Source organism: Herminiimonas glaciei, assembly GCF_042664955.1.
Classification (GTDB): Bacteria; Pseudomonadota; Gammaproteobacteria; order Burkholderiales; family Burkholderiaceae_D; genus Oxalicibacterium; species Oxalicibacterium glaciei.
In genome coordinates, this window is record NZ_JBHTBU010000001.1 from 2327900 (window position 1) to 2346951 (window position 19052).

Sequence of the window (19052 nt, forward strand, 5' to 3'; positions counted from 1 at the left end):
ACATAAAAAAAGCCGCTCTGGACAAGAGCGGCTTTTTTATTCGCGTTGCAGCTTAGCGTTCAGCGACTGAGTCCGCTACGCACAAGGCAGTCATATTCACGATACGACGGACGGTAGCCGACGGCGTAAGGATATGCACCGGCTTCTCGCAACCCAACAGGATAGGGCCAATAGCAACACCATTACCGACCGTGGTCTTCAACAAGTTGTAAGTAATATTGGCCGCATCGATATTTGGCAGGATCAACAGGTTTGCATCACCCTTCAAAGTCGAATTCGGCATTGCCGCTTTCAACTGTGAAGCATTCAGCGCCAGGTCACCGTGCATCTCGCCGTCGATTTCCAGGTCAGGCGCACGCTCACGTACCAATTGCAAAGTCTTGCGCATTTTTTGCGCCGACTCGCTATTGCTGGAACCGAAGTTCGAATGCGACAGCAATGCCGCACGTGGTGCCAGGCCAAAGCGACGCATTTCTTCTGCCGCCAGGATCGTGATCTCGGCCAACTCTTCCGCCGTCGGATTTTCATTGACGTGCGTATCGACGATGAACAACTGGCGATCCGACAGGATCAGGCAATTCATCGCAGCATAGACATTCACACCGGCACGTTTACCCAATACCTGGTCCACATAGTGCAAATGCAGGTTATTGGTACCGAAGGTGCCGCAAATCATGCCGTCTGCATACTTCTTGTGGATCGCCATGGCACCGATCAGCGTATGACGGCGACGCATTTCCAGCTTCGCGTATTGCTCGGTCACACCCTTGCGCATCGTCATTTCCAGATAGGTTTGCCAGAAATCGCGATAGCGATCATCGTGCTCCGGATTGATGATGGTGAAATCAACATCCGGCTTGATACGCAAACCAAAACGTTCTATGCGCTGCGCCAACACGGCCGGGCGTCCGATCAGGATAGGACGCGCCAGTTTTTCATCGACCACAACCTGCACCGCACGCAATACGCGCTCTTCTTCCGCTTCCGCATACACGATGCGTTTCAGCTCCGGCGGTGTCGCCTTCGCAATCTGGAAGATCGGTTTCATGAAGGTGCCGCTGCGATACACGAATTGCTGCAGGCGATCCGCGTAAGCATCCATGTCCTTGATAGGACGCGCTGCCACACCACACTCTTCCGCTGCCTTGGCAACCGCCATCGCGATCTTGATCATCAGGCGCGGATCGAAAGGCATAGGAATAATGTAATCCGGGCCGAAGCTCAGGTTATGGATGCCATAAGTGGTGGCCACGATATCCGATTGCTCGGCTTGCGCCAGTTGCGCAATCGCGTGTACTGCGGCGATTTCCATTTCACGCGTAATCGTGGTGGCGCCACAATCCAGTGCACCACGGAAAATATACGGGAAACACAGGACGTTATTTACTTGATTCGGGAAGTCGGAACGACCGGTTGCAATCACCGCATCGTCACGCACCGCACGGATTTCATCCGGCAGGATTTCCGGAGTCGGATTTGCCAACGCAAGGATGACCGGACGTTTGGCCATCGCGGCAACCATTGCCGGTTTCAATACACCGCCGGCCGACAGGCCGAGGAAGATATCCGCATCGACAATCACCTCACCCAGGGTACGGGCATCGGTTTTTTGCGCGAATTTCTCTTTGTCCGGATCCATCAGTTCGACGCGGCCTTGATAGACAACACCAGCCAGGTCGGTGACGAAAATATGTTCACGCGGGAAACCGAGGTCTACCATCAGGTCCAGGCAAGCCAACGCGGCAGCACCGGCACCGGATACCACCAGCTTGGCTTTCTTGATGTCTTTACCGACGACCTTCAGGCCGTTCAGGATGGCGGCGGCAACAATGATCGCGGTACCGTGCTGATCATCATGGAAGACCGGGATCTTCATGCGCTCGCGCAGGGTACGTTCGATATAGAAGCACTCAGGCGCCTTGATATCTTCCAGGTTGATACCACCGAAGGTCGGTTCCAGCGAGGCGATGATGTCGCACAGCTTGTCCGGATCGGTTTCATTGATTTCGATATCGAAGACATCGATACCGGCGAATTTCTTGAACAGTACGCCCTTGCCTTCCATCACCGGCTTGGCTGCAGCAGGACCGATATTACCCAGTCCCAGCACGGCGGTACCGTTGGTAATCACGGCAACCAGGTTGCCACGTGCGGTGTAGCGATAGGAGTCGGCAGGATTAGCTGCGATTTCTTCACATGCCACTGCTACGCCCGGCGTATACGCCAGGGCCAGATCGCGCTGATTCGTTACTTGTTTGGTCGGAGTGACGCTGATTTTTCCTGGAGTCGGGAACTCGTGATACTCGAGTGCGGCTTGACGTAACTGAAGGCGGAGTTCTTCTTTTTTATCGGTGTTCGAATCCATACTAAGCAGCCATCCTTTTTATATGCGGAAGCAATTCATTCTAGCAGAGCCGGAAGACGGTAATTTGTTTTTCTACGGGTTTCTACTGAGTCTCAAAAAAATTAAAAATGCCGGCCAATGAGTGAACATTGCCAGCACATCCGGAATTTTAGATGATATTTAAAATTAATAACAATAAGTGATAGATACATGATTCAAGGCAAATAATAAGGTGTCGCTAATTGCTGCAAATTAAATGCAGCTTAAAAACCTGCTTTTGAGTAAACTGGCGTCAATTGGATATCAGCGCGATATCAGTTACTGTCACGCATTACTTTTTTTGGGCATAAGGATTAAATATGAAACCGATCATCATTATCGGAGCAGGGCTGGCCGCTTACACCGTTGCACGCGAATTCCGCAAATTGGATAAAACCACTCCTTTAATCATGATTACAGCTGATAGCGGCGGCTTCTACTCCAAACCCATGCTGTCGAATGCCTTTGCGCATGGCAAGCAGGCGGAACAAATGGTCACCCACAGTGCGACGCAAATGGCAGAGCAATTGAATGCAACCATCCATGCCAACACCCATGTCACCGGTATAGATCCGCTTGCAAAAACCGTCACCACCGATGCCGGCGTGTTTGAATATGAAAAACTGGTATTGGCCAATGGCGCACAAGCAATACACCTGGGCCTGAAAGGCGATGCAGCCGACCAGGTACTATCGGTGAATCATGTCGACGATTATGCAAAATTCCGTGCCCATATCAGCTCGCAAAAAAATGCCGATCCGGTACGCGTCGCCATCCTCGGTGCCGGCCTGATCGGTTGCGAATTCGCCGACGACCTGGCAGGCGCCGGTCACAGCGTGACACTGGTCGATCCAAGTTCACGCCCGTTGGCAGCACTGGCAGCGCCGGCCTTGTCAGCCAAACTGCAGGCAGCACTGAGCGCGCGCGGCGTCACATTCCATTTGAATACGGTGGCGGAGAGCGTCAGCCAAGGCGACAACGAATTGCGCGTCACACTCGCTGATGGCACTACGGTAGAAGCCGATGTCGTGTTGTCCGCAGTCGGCCTGCGCCCTGACCTGCGCCTGGCGCACGCAGCGCAACTCAAGACCAATCGCGGTATCATCATCGACACCTACGGCCAGACCAGCGCGGCAGATATCTATGCGCTCGGCGATTGTGCCGAATACACCTTCGTCGCCGATGGCAGCACGCATACCCTGCCTTACATCACACCTATCATGACCGCCGGTCGTGCCATCGCCAAAACGTTGACAGGTGAAAAGACCGTGATCGACCTGAAGCCATCACCGGTACTCATCAAAACGCCTAGCTATCCATTGGCACTGATCCCACCGGCACCGCACATGATTGCAAGTGGCAGCTGGCAGGATGAAGTGACGGAAACCGGTCGCTGCATCTGCCGCTTCTACGATGCGGAAGGCAAGCTCGCGGGCTTTGGCGTGTCACCGCATGACAATGCCATACGGCAAGAACTGCTGGGTGGCCTCGGCCAGCCTGCCAGTACTGCGGCTGCGGCCGGCTGATTAAACCGCCTATGCGAACCGCCTGAGCCGGTTCCAATCCGAAGCGCAGCCTTCCCTTGGCGGAAGCTGCGCTTTTTCTTTGCCGCAAATCAAATCCATATGCATGCGAAGAGTGCTACTGCATTTCTGTACAATTAGCGCATGTTGTCTGAATTCGATCTTATTGCGCGCTACTTCGTGCGCCCTGGCCACCCCAAAAACCGAGCGACGCTGGGTATAGGGGATGATTGCGCTCTGCTGGCACAGCAGGACGGCATGCAAATGGCTATTTCTTCCGACATGCTGGTCGAAGGACGCCACTTCTTTGCCGGTGCCGATCCACGCAAGCTGGGCCATAAATCACTGGCAGTGAATCTGTCGGACCTGGCCGCGATGGGCGCAGAGCCGACTGCCTTCACACTGGCTTTCTCCCTGCCCAGCGCCGAAGAAGCATGGCTGGCGGAATTTTCACATGGACTATTCGAGCTGGCAGATGCCCACGGCTGTGAACTGATAGGTGGCGACACCACCAAGGGGCCGTTGAATATCTGCATCACGGTGTTCGGCAAAACCCCGACCGGAGAAGCTTTGCGCCGCGACACCGCACAAGCCGGTGATGATATATGGGTCTCCGGCACGCTCGGCGACGCACGCCTGGCGTTGGGCGCGCTGTACCAGGAATATGAGCTGGATGCGAAAGTCCTGAACAAAGCCGCGGTGCGCCTGCATACACCGCAACCACGCGTCGCACTCGGCCTCGCCTTGCGCGGGATCGCACACTCGGCGCTGGATGTGTCGGATGGCCTGATCGGTGACCTCGGTCATATCCTGAAAAAATCCGAAGTCGGTGCAACCCTGAACCTGGATGATTTACCGGCCGGTGCCATGCTGCAAAAACAAGCACAGGAAATGCGCCGTCGCTTCACGCTGGCGGGCGGGGATGATTACGAATTATGCTTCACCGCACCGGTCTCGAAACGCGAAGCGGTGCTCGGTGCGGCCATGGCGGCGGATACCCCTGTCACCCGCATCGGCAGCATAGACGCCGCCCCCGGCCTGCGCCTGCTGGATAAAGCAGGACGACCACTGGATCTCAACATCCCATCCTTTGACCACTTCGCTTCCCCATGAACGCTTCTGAATCCGGCGCGCCAACAACTGTCAAATCCAATTCCAGCTTCATGCTGGCACATCCGGCCCACATCATTGCGCAAGGCTTCGGCAGCGGTTTATCGAAGATCATGCCAGGTACTTTTGGCACACTATTCGGCTGGCTCTCCTTCAATGTACTGACTGCACGCTGGCCGCTATTTTTTACACCGTCCAACTGGTGGCTGGTCATCATAGGCGGCTTTGTAGTCGGCATCTGGGCCTGCGCCAAAACCGGGCGTGACCTCGGTGTCTCCGACCACGGCAGCATGGTCTGGGATGAAGTCATTGCCTTCTGGCTGGTGCTGTTATTCATCACCCCGGCCAGTTTATGGATGCAGTTCTACGCCTTCCTCGTGTTCCGTTTCTTTGACATGGTCAAACCACCGCCCATCGCTTATTTCGACAAGCGCTTCAAGGGTGGTTTCGGCGTCATGTTCGACGACATCGTCGCAGCATTTTTCACGCTGCTGGTGTTTGCGATCTGGCGTAGTTTCTAAGGGAAAATATATGGCGAACCTGATTGAACTCGCAGCCCTGGTCGGCCAGGTTTTGCAGCAACGCGGCCTGATGCTGGCCACGGCCGAATCCTGTACCGGCGGCGGGGTCGCCCAGGCAATTACCGAAATTGCCGGTTCGTCGGAGTGGTTTGAATGCGGCTTCGTCACCTATTCGAACGAAGCCAAGATGGCGATGCTGAAAGTGCCGGAAGAAATCCTGGCACGACACGGCGCAGTCAGCTATGAAACTGCGCAAGCGATGGCAGAGGGGGCGATTGCAAATAGCCGCGCCAAGGTTGCGCTATCGACTACCGGCATTGCCGGACCCGGTGGCGGCGTACCAGGCAAACCGGTCGGCATGGTCTGCTTCGGTTGGGCATACGGTGAACAAGTGCATGTCGATCATGTAATCTTCGACGGCGACCGCCACGCGGTGCGTGAGCAAAGCATTGAGCATGCCTTGCAGGGCCTACTCAACTTCCTCGCTGCCAATGCCGGCACGCAAACAACTTAAACGATATAACGATTGATCGCATCGCGCGTTTCCAGCGCGACCTGGCGCGCTGCCTGCGCAAAGGTTTCATCCGCTTTCGCATAGAGTATGGCGCGCGATGAATTGATCATCATGCCGGTGCCATTCGCGGTACGTCCGGCCTCTACCGTGGCCTTGATATCGCCACCTTGCGCACCTATGCCGGGAATCAGCAAAGGCATATCGCCCACCAAAGCGCGCACTTGCGCCAATTCGTTCGGGAAGGTTGCGCCGACTACCAATGCACATTGACCATTGGTATTCCATTTATCTGCAACCAGATGGGCGACATGCTGGTACAAAGGCTTGCCGTCTACATTCAGGAACTGTAAATCGGAGCCACCGGCATTCGAGGTACGGCACAGCACGATCACGCCGCGATCCGGACGTTCCAGGTAAGGTTGTACCGAATCAAAGCCCATGTACGGATTAACCGTCACCGCATCCGCGCCGTAACGCTCGAAAGCCTCACGCGCGTATTGCTCGGCGGTAGCGCCGATATCACCGCGCTTGGCATCCAGCACGATAGGGATATGCGGATAACGCTCGCGCAGGTAACTGCAGATGGCCTCCAGCTGGTCTTCGGCGCGCAAGGCGGCAAAGTAGGCGATTTGCGGTTTGAAGGCACAGGCGGTATCAGCCGTGGCATCAATGATTTCTTTGCAAAATGTCAGTATGGCATCAGGTTTGCCCTGCAAATGGGCCGGGAATTTGGCCAAATCCGGGTCCAAACCGATGCAAAGTTGGGTTTTCTGGCTTTGCCAGACGGCGGATAATTTTTCGATGAAGGTCACGGCGGTATCTTTCTGTTTCAAACAATCCGTATTGTAACGCGCCATGTTATCGTGCCGGCATGACATCGCTTTCCCGTAAAGACTGGCTATTGCTGGTTCTCCTGACCGTATGCTGGGGCATAAACTGGCCCATCATGAAAATCGGCGTACAGTTTTTCCCGCCTATCGCCTTCCGCTCACTGTGCATGCTGGGTTCCATCCCGATCTTATGGCTGGCGGTACGCTCACAAGGCATTTCCCTCAAAATACCGCGCGGCGACCTGGGAACCATTTGCAAGCTGACCATCCCTAACGTGGTCATGTGGAATGTCTGCATCATCGTTGGCGTCAAAATGCTGTCGTCCGGTCGTGCCGCCATCCTCGGTTATACGATGCCGATCTGGGCGGTGCTGTGCGGCCTGATATTTTTCCGCGACAACATCACCCGTGCCGGCTGGTGCGGCATCGCGCTGGCGCTGAGCGGCGCGCTATTATTGCTATCGAGTGAATTTGTGAATATCGCCGGACAACCGATGGGCAGCATACTGGCCCTAATCGCCGCTGCTTCCTGGGGTTTTGGCACTGTATTGATGAAACGCACGCGCCTGGGTATTGCGTCGATTGCGCTGACGTTCTGGATGATTTTGCTGGGGGCTTTGTGCCTGGCCGTGATTTCCGCCCTGCTCGAATACGATGCATGGCGTATGCCCGACCTGCGTGAATTCCTGGCGATTGCGTATAACGCAGTGCTGGTATTCGGCTTTGGCCAGGTGGTCTGGTTTTCGCTGGCACGCAGCTTGCCGCCGATTGCTTCCAGCCTGTCGGTTATGCTGATCCCGGTGCTGGGCGTATTCTCCGGCATGTGGGTATTAAATGAAACACCGCACTGGCAGGATTATGCGGCCATGTTGCTGATACTGGCCGCCATGAGCACGGTACTATTGAAACCACGCAGCAAGGTCATCACATAAGCAAGCACCAGATACTACCCAACGGAATTTTGCACGCTATTCAAGGAGGAATGAAATGACCAAATTATTCAAATGGATCTCTATCGCTTTGCTGGCCTCTACCCTGAGCGCCTGCGGCTACAACGACTTCCAGAGCAAGGACGAATCCGTCAAAGCCGCCTGGGGTGAAGTCGTCAACCAGTACCAGCGCCGTGCCGACCTGATTCCGAACCTGGTCAATACGGTCAAGGGCTACGCCACGCACGAACGCGAAACGTTCGAAGCCGTGACCAAGGCCCGCGCTGCCGCCACCAGCTTCCAGATCACACCGGAAGTCTTGAACAATCCGGAAGCCTTCAATAAATTCCAGCAAGTACAGGGCGAATTGTCGTCAGCACTGTCACGCCTGATGGCGGTGTCGGAAAACTATCCGCAGCTGAAAGCCGATACCGCTTTCCGTGATTTGCAATCGCAACTGGAAGGTACCGAAAATCGCATCACGGTGGCACGCCAGCGCTACATCGTAGCGGTACAGGACTACAACATCCTGGCACGCAGCTTCCCGACCAATATCACGGCAAAAGTATTCGGCTATCCGGTCAAACCTTCATTCACGGTAGAGAATGAAAAGGCAATCTCCGCGCCGCCGGCCGTCAATTTCGACAAGAAATAAATAGCCGACGCCAATGAAAATCCTGCGCTATTTGCTGGCCTGTACGTTCGCACTCTTTTGCGTACTGGCCGGCGCCCAGAACCTGGTGCCGGTGCCACCGCTCAAGGAGCGCGTGACCGACCTGGCCGGCATGCTGAATGCCGAGCAACGGTCGACGCTGGAAAACGTATTGGCGGAATATGAAACGCGCACCGGTAACCAGATCGCGATCCTGTTGCTGAAAAGCACTGAGCCGGAAGGCATAGAGCAATACAGCATACGCGTCGCCGATGCCTGGAAACTGGGGCGCAAAGGCGTGGATGACGGCGTGCTCTTACTGGTGGCCAAGGATAACTCGGCCGCTTCCGGTCGCCTGCGTATAGAAACCGGGCGTGGTGTGCAGGGTGTACTCACTGATGCGCAATCGAAACGCGTATTGCAAGATGTGATTGCACCGCACTTCCGCCAGGGTGATTTTTACGGTGGCCTGGCTTCCGGCGTCTCCGTGATCACCAGCCTGCTGGACAAGGAAGCCTTCCCGGAACCGGCAAAGCGCGGCCAGGCAGCGGCACAGGATGAAGCCTTCACCTGGGGCCCGTTCATCTTTTTTGCCATCCTGATCTTCATCATGCTGGCGCGCAGCCGTGGCGGCCGTGGTGCACGTGCCCATAGCAGCAATGGTGACTGGGGCAATTCCGCCGGTGTCATCCTCGGCACGGCGATCGGCAATGAACTCGGTCGACGCTCCGGTGGTGGCTTCGGCGGCTTTGGTGGAGGTGGCGGTGGTTTCGGCGGCGGCGGTGGATTCTCCGGCGGTGGTGGCGGTTTTGATGGCGGTGGCGCCTCGGGGAATTGGTAATGAATAAATTTTCACGCGCACTACGCCACCTGACCACTACTCGCTACAGTGGCAAGAAAGCCTTCCCCTGTGCCACGCTGACAGCGGTGCAGAAAGCAATTGCCGCAGGCGAATCGGTACATCGTGCCGAGATACGCCTGATCGTCGAACCGTCATTGGAATTTTCTGCCATCGTCGCCGGCCTCAGCTCACGCGCTCGCGCGCATGAATTGTTTTCGCAATACCGCATCTGGGATACCGAAGAAAACTGCGGCATCCTGATCTATATTGATTTGGCCGATCATCAGGTCGAGATTGTGGCCGACCGTGGTATCTCGCGCGTGATCCCGCAACATCACTGGCACGCAGTCTGCAAAACCATGACCAGCGGTTTTGCCAAGGGCGAATACCATGACAGCGTGATTGCCGGGATACAGCAACTGAATGCAGCGCTGCAGGAACACTTCCCGGAAAATGGCGCACAAGCAAATCAGCTATCGAACAAACCCATACTGCTGTGATTTTTTCGCAGGCATAAAAAAACCGACCGCTTTTAAACGGTCGGTTTTTTATTGCATCACTACCCTGTCAATAACCTGCAGCTACACCATCGCCGCGTGGATCAGTAGCACCATAACGCACCTTGGTGGCCGGATCGATCCAGATCGCACCGGCATGTCCCATGGTGTCGGTATAGTCTTCCACCACATTGATAGGATGACCGCGTTTCTTCAATTCATCCGTCACTGCCAATGGTGCGCGACCTTCTATCTTCAGGTCATTCGAAACCGCACCCCAGGTCCGTCCATGCAACCAGCGCGGGCCGTTGATCGCGTCTTGCGGCGTCATGCCGAAATCGACGATACGTGTGACGATCGCTGCCTGTGTTTGCGGCTGTCCTTCACCGCCCATCGTGCCGTACACTAGCAAAGGCTTGCCATCCTTCAGCAGCATCGCCGGATTCAGGGTATGGAAAGTACGTTTGCCCGGTTCCAGATGGTTCACATGCGTTTTATCCAGCGAGAAGAAGCTGCCACGGTTTTGCAGCAGGACGCCGGTACCTTCAGGCACGATGCCGGAACCGAAGTCGTGGTACACGCTCTGGATCAGTGATACTGCATTGCCATCCTTGTCGACCACGCCGAGCCAGATGGTGTCGCCTTTAGGATCCAGTGGCTTGACCGAAGTTGCGGCAGTCGCCATCTGGATACGCTTGGCCTGGTCGATACCATGCTGCTTGGACAGCAGGAATTCAACAGGGATTTTCACGAAATCCGGATCGGACAAATACTTGTCGCGATCGGCAAACGCTTCCTTGGTCGCTTCGATAATCAGGTGGTAGTAGTCAGTCGTACCTTCGCCCAATTTCTTCACGTCAAAGTTGTTCAATACATTCAGGATTTCCAGTGCCGCCATACCTTGCGTATTCGGTGGCAGGTTGTAGGCGACGGTATCGCGATACGGTACCTTCAATGGTGTGACCCAGTTTGCCTTGTGCGTCGCGAAATCCTTCAACGTCAACACGCCGTCATTGCGCTGCAGTTCATCAACGATTTTCTTCGCGATTGGTCCCTGGTAAAACGCCTTCGCACCATCCTTGGCAATCAGGCGCAAGGTTGCAGCCAGTTCCGGTTGCTTCATCACTTCGCCAACCTGATAGATGCTGCCATCCGCTTTCAGATAAGTTTTCTTGAAGCCGGTAAAACGCTGCAGGTTACGGAATTCCTGATCGGCCGGATTGATATTGATCTGTGCCCATTTCGCCAGTGAAGGCGTAACCGCGAAACCGTCTTGCGCATAGCCGATCGCGCTATCCATCAATTGCGACCAGCTCAGCTTGCTGCCCATGCTTTGCTTGCCGTAACGATAGGCTTCGTCCCAGCCGGAAATCACGCCGGGCACCGTGTTGGCTGCCAGGTAGCCGCGTGCCGGGATCTTGCTCAAACCCTTTTGCTTATAAAAGTCGATAGTGGCTTTTTCACCGGCACGGCCACTCGCATTCAATGCGCGCATCTCGCCGGTTTTGGCGTTATGGATCAACCAGAAATTATCACCACCTATGGTCGTCATCTGTGGATACACGACCGCCAGCGTCGCGGCAGCGGCAATTGCGGCATCAATCGCATTGCCACCGTCACGCAAGACCTTGAGGCCGGCTTGCGTCGCCAGATAGTTGGAGGTGGTGACCATGCCTTGCGTAGTGGTCGGATTCACGCAGCGCGATGGCGTGTCGCAATACTTGCCGGTGATGTCGAATGCGCCGGCACTGGCAGTTGCCAGGCCCAGCATGATGGCGCCTGCCAAATGCACAGGACGCAATGGGGATATGGCTTTGCTCACTAGTCTTCTCCTTTGGTGGTTTGAATCTTTAATTTTTATTGTTTATTTTTATATGACACATTAGTGACATGTCAGATTTAAATCGAAAGATATCACCAAAATATAAAAAGGTGGAAGCAGATTTTTAACAGCTGTTAATTATTTGTGCGATGTTTGCCGGACGGTAATTTTCACCACCGGATCGCTCATCAAGGAAATGAAGCCGGAATGAAAAGAGGCAGCTGATCAGCTGCCTCTTGCGTGCCTGGGCGACGGTCCGTTTAACCGTTTTCGTAGATCCACTGCAGCAAGGCATCGTGCGCCGCCTGGCCGCCAACTGCATTCGGATGATTGATGATGCACACCACCGCATAACGCTTGCCCGAAGCCGCCAGCACATAGCCCGCAATCGCGCGTACATCATTCAGGGTGCCGGTCTTGATATGTGCACGCCCCGCCACTGTCTGCTTGGTCAGGCGTTTGCGCATGGTGCCGTCATAGCCGACCAATGGCAGTGAGGACATGAATTCCGGCATGGTCGGTGACTGGAAGGTGCTGACCAGCATGCGCCCCATCACACCGACCGGGATACGCTCGGTACGCGACAAACCCGAACCGTTTTCGATCACCACCTGCGACGTATCCATGCCCTTGTTCGCCAGCCAGGTCTTGATCACGCGCGCACCACGTTCCGGCGATGCCGGTACTTTCAGCACATCGGCCGCCACCGTCAACAACAGTTGGCGCGCCATCACGTTATTGCTGTATTTATTGATGTCGCGTATGACTTCCGGCAAGCTGGTTGACTGCCACTCGGTAACAAGACGCGCTGCCGGCGGCACCAGGCCATTATTTACCGCACCGTTGAACACACCACCGACATCAGTCCACAGCTGGCGGAACACCACGCCAAAGTATTCGCTATGGCTCATCAGGTAAGGATGCAGATACCAGGTCTTTTCACCACAAGCAGCAGAGTAGCTGCCTGCGAAATTGGTACTGACCCGCCCCATGGTCGGCATGAGCTTGCCTTGCCAGTCAGCGCAGGGGCCATTCGTCAACGCAGGTGCCATCACAGGATAGGTAGCCACCGGCGGATCGACGCTGATATCGACCTGGTTGCGTGCAATATTCGGCAGGAAATGAAAGGCAAAGACCTTGTAATTCAGCAGCAGTGCATCGGGCCCGGCGTTATAAGGCTTCAGCGGATCGCCATCGAATTGCGCGGCGTCATACGGCATGTCTTCGAATATGCTGCGGTCCAGGATCAGGTTGCCGCGTATCTCGCGTATGCCGGCGGCGCGTATCTTGCGCAGGAATTGCCAGAAATTTTCCGTCACCAGCTTCGGATCGCCGCTGCCCTTGATGATCAGGTCGCCGTCCAGCACATCGCCGTTCAGCGTCCCGGTCATATAGGCTTGCGTCTTCCAGTTGAAGGTCGGCCCCAGCAATTCCAGTGCCGCATCGCTGGTCACCAGCTTCATGGTTGATGCAGGATTGAAACCCGCAGTCTCGTTCACCGCTATCCATGGTGTCTTGCCCGACACTTCCTGCACGTAAGTACCCACTGCGCTTTGCGGTATCGCGCTGCGTTTCAGTGCTTCGCTAACGACTGATGGCAATCCTTCGGCGGCATATGCGGCGAATGGGGCTACAGTGAAGGAAAAAATCAGGGCAAGGGAAAGTGGCAGGCGTGTTGTGATTCGCATAGTGTGGACTGTAATGTAGGCTCGTGATTATTACATGCCAGACAGATGCCTACACGCGGAGTTCCGACTACAGCAAGACAATAAGCTTGTCGCATCAACATCGACTGTTGTGCAAAAGAGTCGAATCCGCCGAGTGCCGCAGCGCCCCCGATTTGAAATGCTGCCACGCAGCATGTGCACAGCCCAATCAGCATTACAATAATAAAATTCTTAAATGCAACACGAGGCCGACATGGGTACCCACCGCTCCGCCACGCAACCGGCGCACCTCCAGACCTGCCATATGCATAGTCCGACGACCTGCGTCATGACGGCAGCTGCGGCCCCGACTTGTAAAGCTGCCTGCTAGTGCCCGAGCTCTTTGCCCATTCACCCTTTGCCGGCCTTGCCTGGATAGGCATAGTCGCGATCGCTTTAAGTTTGCTCCTGATCATGCTGCTGGCCTGGTTGCGCTACTCGCTCAGGCGCCGCACCCAGGCAGAATTATCCTTCCTCGTGACATGGCGTCCTTTGCTACTCAGTTCACTGCAATCATCTGTCGCCACTGTCCTGCCCCTGGTGGAAAAACGCGAACGCATATATTTCCTGAAATTGTGGAACCAGCTGATGCGCAGTGCCAGCAACAATGAGGCGGTAGAGAACCTGATCGCGATTGCGTATTCGGTCGGTGCGGATCGTTACTGCCGGCGCTTCCTGAAACACGGCAAACGCGTCGAATGCCTGCTCGCGACATTGACGCTCGGGCATTTGCGCGACCATGCATCGTGGGATGCGCTGGTACTGCAAACCATGGCCGCCGACAGTGTCACCTCCATCCATGCCTTCCAGGCCCTGGTGCAAATCGACGCGGCGGCCGCCGCACAACAGCTGACACCGCTGATGCTGGCGCGCGATGACTGGGCGATTTCGCACATCGCCGGCATCCTGCAACCGGCACATGCAGCCTTCATGCTGCCTTTGCTGGAAGCAGCTGATGAAATCCGCGCCGCCCACCTGATCCGCAGCCTGCGCCTGATCGAGGCGCTGCAATTACCGCTATCGCATCTCGCCATCCTGAAATTGCTGGATAAGGAAAATGCAACCGATACCATCATCGCTGCGCTACGTATCGCCAACGACCCCGGCCTGCTGCCGTATATCCGTCCGCATCTGCAACATCCCGACTGGCGCGTGCGTGGACAGGCGGCGAAAGTGCTGGGTCGCATCGGCGAACATCCGGATGTCAATCGCCTGATCCCATTGCTGGCCGATGCCGAATGGTGGGTCCGCTATCGCGCCGCGCAGTCACTGGTTGGCATCCCCTTCCTGAGCATGGCAGAAATCGAATTACTGAGGAATAACCTGTCAGACCGCTTTGCACGCGACATGCTGGGCCAGGCCATCGCAGAAAGGCAGACTTCATGAGCCTCAGCTATGGCATAGCGTGGGCCATTTTTGCCTACTTCATCACCTATTACCTGGGTTATTTCTTATTGAATATCCTGGCCGTCGTGCGTATGCACGATGTAGAACAGAGCAAGCTCCTGACCGAGCTACCCTACCTGCATTCCGAGCTCGAACCACCGGTCAGCATGCTGCTGGTGGCACACGGCAATGCCGATGCCGTCGTGCAGGCAACCCAAGCCTTATTGCACCTCGACTACAGCAAATTTGAAGTAATTGTCATCAACGACGGCATGCAAGATGGCGGCTTGCAGGAACTGAGCACCGCGTTCGACTTGCATCCCTTCCCGGAAGCCTACCGCGTACAACTGAAAACACAGCCGCTTAAATGTATCTACCGCTCAACCCGCTATCCGCATCTACGGGTAATCGATAAAGAATCCGGTGGTGCGGCGGACGCCCTGAATGCCGGCATCAATGCCTCACGCTATCCGCTCTTTTGCAAGGCGGACATCGGCACCGGCGTGCGACGCGATAGCCTGCAGCAATTGGTTACGCCCTTCCTCAACGACAACCGCGTGATTGCCAGCGTCGCAGCCGCGCGGGCCACCGCGCCGGAAGCGGGCTTGCCGAAACGCTGGTCGACCTTATTCCATATCATCGACAAACTGCGCATTGAACTGTTTGCACCGCTCGGATGGTCGACGCTCAATGGCATGCTGATCGCCCCGAGCGGCATGATGTTATTGCGCAAGGAAGCGGTGCTGGCGGCGGGTGCGTTCAGTCGTGGTGCGCGCAGCGCCGGTATGGAGTTGATTGTGCGCCTGCACCGCGTCATGCGGCAGAAGCAGCAAGCCTACCGCATACGTTTTATTGCAGAGCCGATTTGCTGGCAACAGATGCCGCAAGACTTTGCCACTTTGAAGCATGCTTGCATGCGTTGGCAACAGGGCGTGGCAGACAGCCTGACGCAGAATTCAGGCTTGCTGTTTGCAAAGCACAGCGGCAGCGCCGGTCGCCTCGCATTTCCATTCCTGCTGTTATTTGAAGTGTTGGGTCCGCTGCTTGAATGCCTGGCTTATATCTTCCTGCTGGCAGGATTGGTCGTCGGACTTATTCCATGGTCAACCGGTTTCGCCTTCCTGTCCATCATGATCGGCCTCGGCATCTTGCTGTCAGCTTCCGGCTTGCTGCTGGAAGAAATGGCGTTCCATCTTTATCCAAAAAGCAGCGATATCGTCGTCCTGATACTGGTCGCCATCATCAGCAATGTCGGGTATCGCCAACTCAATGGCGTATGGCGCAGCATGGCATTGTGCAACTGGTTCATGAACCGGAAACCAGGCGACCTGCCTGAATACATCTCGCCTAAACGGATCTAAGCCTGCTTCCGATCAAATCAGTGTACCGACACTGATCGTCTGCAAACGCTTGTCATCCCTCAGCATGACTTCCATTGCATCTGCAGTGATCGGCCGGCTGAAGAAATAACCCTGTATCTGGTCACAATCATGCTGTTGCAGGTAAGCCAGTTGTTCTTCGGTTTCCACACCCTCTGCAATTACCGTCAAACGCAAGCTATGCGCGAGCGAAATAATGGAAGCCACGATGGCTGCATCGTCAGGATCGGTTGTAATGTCATTGACGAAAGAACGGTCAATCTTCAATACATCGATAGGGAAACGCTTGAGGTAAGACAAGCTGGAGTAACCGGTCCCGAAGTCATCAATCGATAGCTGCACACCCAGCGCTTTTAATTCACGCAGGATGCCGATCGCATGGTCGACATCCGCCATCACCAGGCTTTCGGTCAATTCGATTTCCAGGCATTGCGGCGGCAAGCGGGTTTCAGTCAAAGCCAGCGCAATTGATTCCAGCAAGTCTTGCTGCGCAAATTGCCGCGCCGACAAATTGACCGACATACGCAGGGAGCCGAGGCCGCGCTCTTGCCACACTTTGTTTTGCCGGCATGCTTCACGTATCACCCAGGCACCGATAGGCACGATCAAGCCGGTCTCTTCAGCCAGGCCGATAAAGCGCATGGGTGGAATCATGCCGAGTTCCGGATGCTGCCAGCGTATCAGCGCTTCGACACCGACAATTTTTCCGGTGCGCAGGTCCAGTTGCGGCTGGTAATGCAGGATAAATTCGCCGCGTTCCAGCGCATTGCGCAAATCGCCTTCGAGGCGCAAACGTTCAAGTGCGCGCTCATTCATCGATGAGGTATAGAACTGGAAGTTATTGCGCCCGGTTTCCTTCGCCCGGTACATCGCAATATCGGCATGCTTGATCAGCTCTTCAGGAGTCACACCGTCATTCGGGTAAACCGCGACACCGATACTGCTGCTGATGAAGAATTCATGTCCTTCTATCGTCAATGGCTGGGCAATGCCATCCATAATGCGCTGTACGATGCCGGTCGACAAACCGGCGTCGACGCGTTCCGGCAGGATCAGCACAAACTCATCGCCGCCCATGCGCGACACGGTATCCGTATCACGCACAGCATGCTGCAAGCGTTCCGCAATCGCCTTCAACAAAATATCGCCAGCTTGATGGCCGAGCGTGTCATTGACGAATTTGAAGCGATCCAGGTCGACGAAGGCAATCCAGATCGGATGGTTGTAGCGATGCGCATAAGAGATCGCCTGGCTCAGGCGGTCGCGTAACAGGCTGCGATTTGCCAGGCCGGTCAATGCATCACGATTGGTTTGGAATTCCAGCTCTGACTCATAGCGTTTGGTCGCGGTGATATCGTACAGCGCGACCACGAAGTGGCTGACTTCGCCGGTGTCATCCTTGACCGGTGCAATATACAAATCGCTCCAGAACAAGGCGCCATCCTTGCGGTAATTACGCAGCACCGCATGCCCTTCACGCTTCTCCAGCGCAATCGAGCGCAACTCTTCTATCCCCGGCTGCTCCCAATCCTTGCCCCACAGGAAACCGATATTGCGACCGAGGGCTTCTTCCGGCGCGTAACCGGTAATCCGTGTGAAAGCCGGATTGACGTATTCAAGCGGATAGTCGGGTGCTACGGCACGTGCAATGATGATGGCATTTGCACTCGCTTCGATTGCGCGTTCACGCAATTGCAATTCATGTTCTGCATGCTTGCGTGCGGCAATATCGGCGATCAGGTCATCGTTGACGGTGCGTAACTGGGCGGTACGATCATCCACCAACAACTGGATGCGGCGCGAGCGATCGACTATCAATTGCAGGTATATCGCCGATGCCACACTCAGCAACAAGCCGACCAGGAAAGCCCACAAGGCGCTGCTGCTATTTTTCAGGAATAGCATGGACGGCGTCGATACCACCATGCTCCAGGTTTTACCGGCGACATCAAAGACATGTTGATAAGCTTCCGGCTGGTCGTAAAACAACCATGCCGGCAAGCCAAAAGCCGTATGGCGTAGATCCGGCTCCAGGCCCTTGCCAAACACCAGGCTTGCCTCGTCGTGCTCGGCACTGGCATAGACGCTGACTTCAACGTCCATATCGATATGCGAAGTCAATAACAAATCATCTGCATCCAGCGCACGCGAAATCAGGTCCGTACTGCGGAATACCGCCGCCGTATCGCCGATCACGGCTGCACGGCGCGATGCGATATCCGGCAACACGGCACCTTCCTTATAGACCGGCATCAGGACGATGAAACCACGCTGCGCGGCACGTTCCTGTATCAGGTGTAACAGGCCGGTAGCCGATGGCTGCCCGGTATCCACCGCACGCTGCATCGCAGCGGTCTGGAAGTGATAGGAATCAGCATCGAAACCGAGTGCAGCCTCATTCCCGGCCATCGGCACGATGTAATCAACCACGCGGTAACGTGCGCGCTCCGGTGCAGTTACCGCTTTGCCGTCCACCATTTCAGTAATCGTGAAATTCGGAATGAATTTACGCATCTCCGCTTCATAGGCGGCACGATCCTGATGCGACAGGTAGCGATGGTAAGCAAAACCCTGGATATAAGGGTTACGCGTCAGCAAAGGCTGGGCAAATGATTTGAATTCTTCGCGGCTGACTATGCCGAAAGTCTTGAACAACTGATTGATATCAGTCAGCACCCGCATCGAACTATCGAGCCCGTCCTGCACTGCTGCTACCCGTACTTTGGCTTGCTGCTGGAAATCAATATCAACCTTGTCATGCTCCAGTCGACGCACCGAGGCAAACAGCAATGCGCTGATCAACAACCCGATGGCAAGCGTCAACAATGCGGAAAATGACACAGAAAAAGCTGCGCGATGACGCATCAATAAAAATTCCCTATGCAGTACTTTTTAAAATCAATATCGAGACCAGCGATCGATCAATATCGAGAAAATGTATTCACTCATAAAAAAACGC

The 19052-nt window shown here is 55.3% G+C and carries 15 protein-coding genes; 10 read left to right on the forward strand and 5 right to left on the reverse strand.

Annotated elements, in window-relative coordinates; translation table 11 throughout:
* Positions 1-52: 52 nt before the first annotated feature.
* Positions 53-2365, reverse strand: a complete 2313-nt coding sequence (locus ACFQPC_RS10480) for an NADP-dependent malic enzyme (RefSeq protein ID WP_382271792.1) — start codon at positions 2363-2365, stop codon at positions 53-55.
* 338 nt (positions 2366-2703) lie between these two features.
* Here ACFQPC_RS10480 and ACFQPC_RS10485 point away from each other — a divergent pair, with 338 nt between their 5' ends.
* From ACFQPC_RS10485 to ACFQPC_RS10500, 4 genes are all read left to right on the forward strand, one after another.
* Complete coding sequence (locus ACFQPC_RS10485) at positions 2704-3909, forward strand: FAD-dependent oxidoreductase (RefSeq protein ID WP_382271793.1); 1206 nt, start codon at positions 2704-2706, stop codon at positions 3907-3909.
* Positions 3910-4050: 141 nt separating this feature from the next.
* Positions 4051-5019: a thiamine-phosphate kinase gene (thiL, locus tag ACFQPC_RS10490; RefSeq protein WP_382271794.1), complete on the forward strand. Its 969-nt coding sequence runs from the start codon at positions 4051-4053 to the stop codon at positions 5017-5019.
* Positions 5016-5537: a phosphatidylglycerophosphatase A family protein gene (locus ACFQPC_RS10495; RefSeq protein ID WP_382271795.1), complete on the forward strand. Its 522-nt coding sequence runs from the start codon at positions 5016-5018 to the stop codon at positions 5535-5537. The genes thiL and ACFQPC_RS10495 overlap by 4 nt, the downstream gene beginning before the upstream one ends.
* Positions 5538-5547: 10 nt before the next feature.
* Positions 5548-6051, forward strand: a complete 504-nt coding sequence (locus ACFQPC_RS10500) for a CinA family protein (protein WP_382271796.1) — start codon at positions 5548-5550, stop codon at positions 6049-6051.
* On the opposite strand, the gene pyrF is transcribed toward ACFQPC_RS10500, so the two are convergent.
* Positions 6048-6863, reverse strand: a complete 816-nt coding sequence (pyrF, locus tag ACFQPC_RS10505; RefSeq protein ID WP_382271903.1) for an orotidine-5'-phosphate decarboxylase — start codon at positions 6861-6863, stop codon at positions 6048-6050. The genes ACFQPC_RS10500 and pyrF overlap by 4 nt on opposite strands.
* 59 nt (positions 6864-6922) lie before the next feature.
* On the opposite strand from pyrF, the gene ACFQPC_RS10510 reads away from it, so the two are divergent.
* The 4 genes from ACFQPC_RS10510 to ACFQPC_RS10525 are packed head-to-tail and all read left to right on the forward strand — an operon-like array spanning position 6923 to position 9803.
* A complete protein-coding gene (locus ACFQPC_RS10510; RefSeq protein WP_382271797.1) occupies positions 6923-7813 on the forward strand; it encodes a DMT family transporter in 891 nt (296 codons plus the stop codon).
* A 55-nt stretch (positions 7814-7868) separates the two neighbouring features.
* Positions 7869-8465, forward strand: coding sequence for a LemA family protein (locus ACFQPC_RS10515; protein ID WP_012078468.1), 597 nt, complete (start codon positions 7869-7871; stop codon positions 8463-8465).
* 13 nt (positions 8466-8478) lie between these two features.
* Complete coding sequence (locus tag ACFQPC_RS10520) at positions 8479-9303, forward strand: TPM domain-containing protein (protein ID WP_382271798.1); 825 nt, start codon at positions 8479-8481, stop codon at positions 9301-9303.
* Positions 9303-9803, forward strand: a complete 501-nt coding sequence (locus ACFQPC_RS10525) for a TPM domain-containing protein (RefSeq protein ID WP_382271799.1) — start codon at positions 9303-9305, stop codon at positions 9801-9803. Before ACFQPC_RS10520 ends, ACFQPC_RS10525 begins: the two co-directional genes overlap by 1 nt.
* 67 nt (positions 9804-9870) lie before the next feature.
* On the opposite strand, the gene ggt is transcribed toward ACFQPC_RS10525, so the two are convergent.
* Both ggt and dacB read right to left on the reverse strand, forming a co-directional pair.
* Positions 9871-11472 carry a gamma-glutamyltransferase gene (ggt, locus tag ACFQPC_RS10530; RefSeq protein WP_382271904.1) on the reverse strand — a complete coding sequence of 534 codons (1602 nt, stop codon included), beginning with the start codon at positions 11470-11472 and terminating at the stop codon, positions 9871-9873.
* Between the two features lie 410 nt (positions 11473-11882).
* Positions 11883-13310, reverse strand: coding sequence for a D-alanyl-D-alanine carboxypeptidase/D-alanyl-D-alanine endopeptidase (dacB, locus tag ACFQPC_RS10535; RefSeq protein WP_382271800.1), 1428 nt, complete (start codon positions 13308-13310; stop codon positions 11883-11885).
* A 348-nt stretch (positions 13311-13658) separates the two neighbouring features.
* On the opposite strand from dacB, the gene ACFQPC_RS10540 reads away from it, so the two are divergent.
* Both ACFQPC_RS10540 and ACFQPC_RS10545 read left to right on the forward strand, forming a co-directional pair.
* Entirely contained in the window at positions 13659-14714 is a 1056-nt protein-coding gene (locus ACFQPC_RS10540) for a HEAT repeat domain-containing protein (protein ID WP_382271801.1), read from the forward strand.
* Positions 14711-16075, forward strand: coding sequence for a glycosyltransferase family 2 protein (locus ACFQPC_RS10545; protein WP_382271802.1), 1365 nt, complete (start codon positions 14711-14713; stop codon positions 16073-16075). The genes ACFQPC_RS10540 and ACFQPC_RS10545 overlap by 4 nt, the downstream gene beginning before the upstream one ends.
* 12 nt (positions 16076-16087) lie before the next feature.
* On the opposite strand, the gene ACFQPC_RS10550 is transcribed toward ACFQPC_RS10545, so the two are convergent.
* Positions 16088-18958 carry a bifunctional diguanylate cyclase/phosphodiesterase gene (locus ACFQPC_RS10550; protein ID WP_382271803.1) on the reverse strand — a complete coding sequence of 957 codons (2871 nt, stop codon included), beginning with the start codon at positions 18956-18958 and terminating at the stop codon, positions 16088-16090.
* Between the last annotated feature and the right edge of the window lie 94 nt (positions 18959-19052).

What these genes read in the sequence shown, in the direction of transcription:
- ACFQPC_RS10510 (WP_382271797.1), top strand. Translation starts at nt 6,923, where the DNA reads ATGACATCGCTTTCCCGTAAAGACTGGCTATTGCTGGTTCTCCTGACC.
- dacB (WP_382271800.1), bottom strand. Translation starts at nt 13,310, where the DNA reads ATGCGAATCACAACACGCCTGCCACTTTCCCTTGCCCTGATTTTTTCC.
- ACFQPC_RS10495 (WP_382271795.1), top strand. Translation starts at nt 5,016, where the DNA reads ATGAACGCTTCTGAATCCGGCGCGCCAACAACTGTCAAATCCAATTCC.
- ACFQPC_RS10525 (WP_382271799.1), top strand. Translation starts at nt 9,303, where the DNA reads ATGAATAAATTTTCACGCGCACTACGCCACCTGACCACTACTCGCTAC.
- ACFQPC_RS10550 (WP_382271803.1), bottom strand. Translation starts at nt 18,958, where the DNA reads ATGCGTCATCGCGCAGCTTTTTCTGTGTCATTTTCCGCATTGTTGACG.
- ACFQPC_RS10485 (WP_382271793.1), top strand. Translation starts at nt 2,704, where the DNA reads ATGAAACCGATCATCATTATCGGAGCAGGGCTGGCCGCTTACACCGTT.
- ACFQPC_RS10480 (WP_382271792.1), bottom strand. Translation starts at nt 2,365, where the DNA reads ATGGATTCGAACACCGATAAAAAAGAAGAACTCCGCCTTCAGTTACGT.
- ACFQPC_RS10520 (WP_382271798.1), top strand. Translation starts at nt 8,479, where the DNA reads ATGAAAATCCTGCGCTATTTGCTGGCCTGTACGTTCGCACTCTTTTGC.
- ggt (WP_382271904.1), bottom strand. Translation starts at nt 11,472, where the DNA reads ATGGTCACCACCTCCAACTATCTGGCGACGCAAGCCGGCCTCAAGGTC.
- ACFQPC_RS10545 (WP_382271802.1), top strand. Translation starts at nt 14,711, where the DNA reads ATGAGCCTCAGCTATGGCATAGCGTGGGCCATTTTTGCCTACTTCATC.
- ACFQPC_RS10500 (WP_382271796.1), top strand. Translation starts at nt 5,548, where the DNA reads ATGGCGAACCTGATTGAACTCGCAGCCCTGGTCGGCCAGGTTTTGCAG.
- thiL (WP_382271794.1), top strand. Translation starts at nt 4,051, where the DNA reads ATGTTGTCTGAATTCGATCTTATTGCGCGCTACTTCGTGCGCCCTGGC.
- ACFQPC_RS10515 (WP_012078468.1), top strand. Translation starts at nt 7,869, where the DNA reads ATGACCAAATTATTCAAATGGATCTCTATCGCTTTGCTGGCCTCTACC.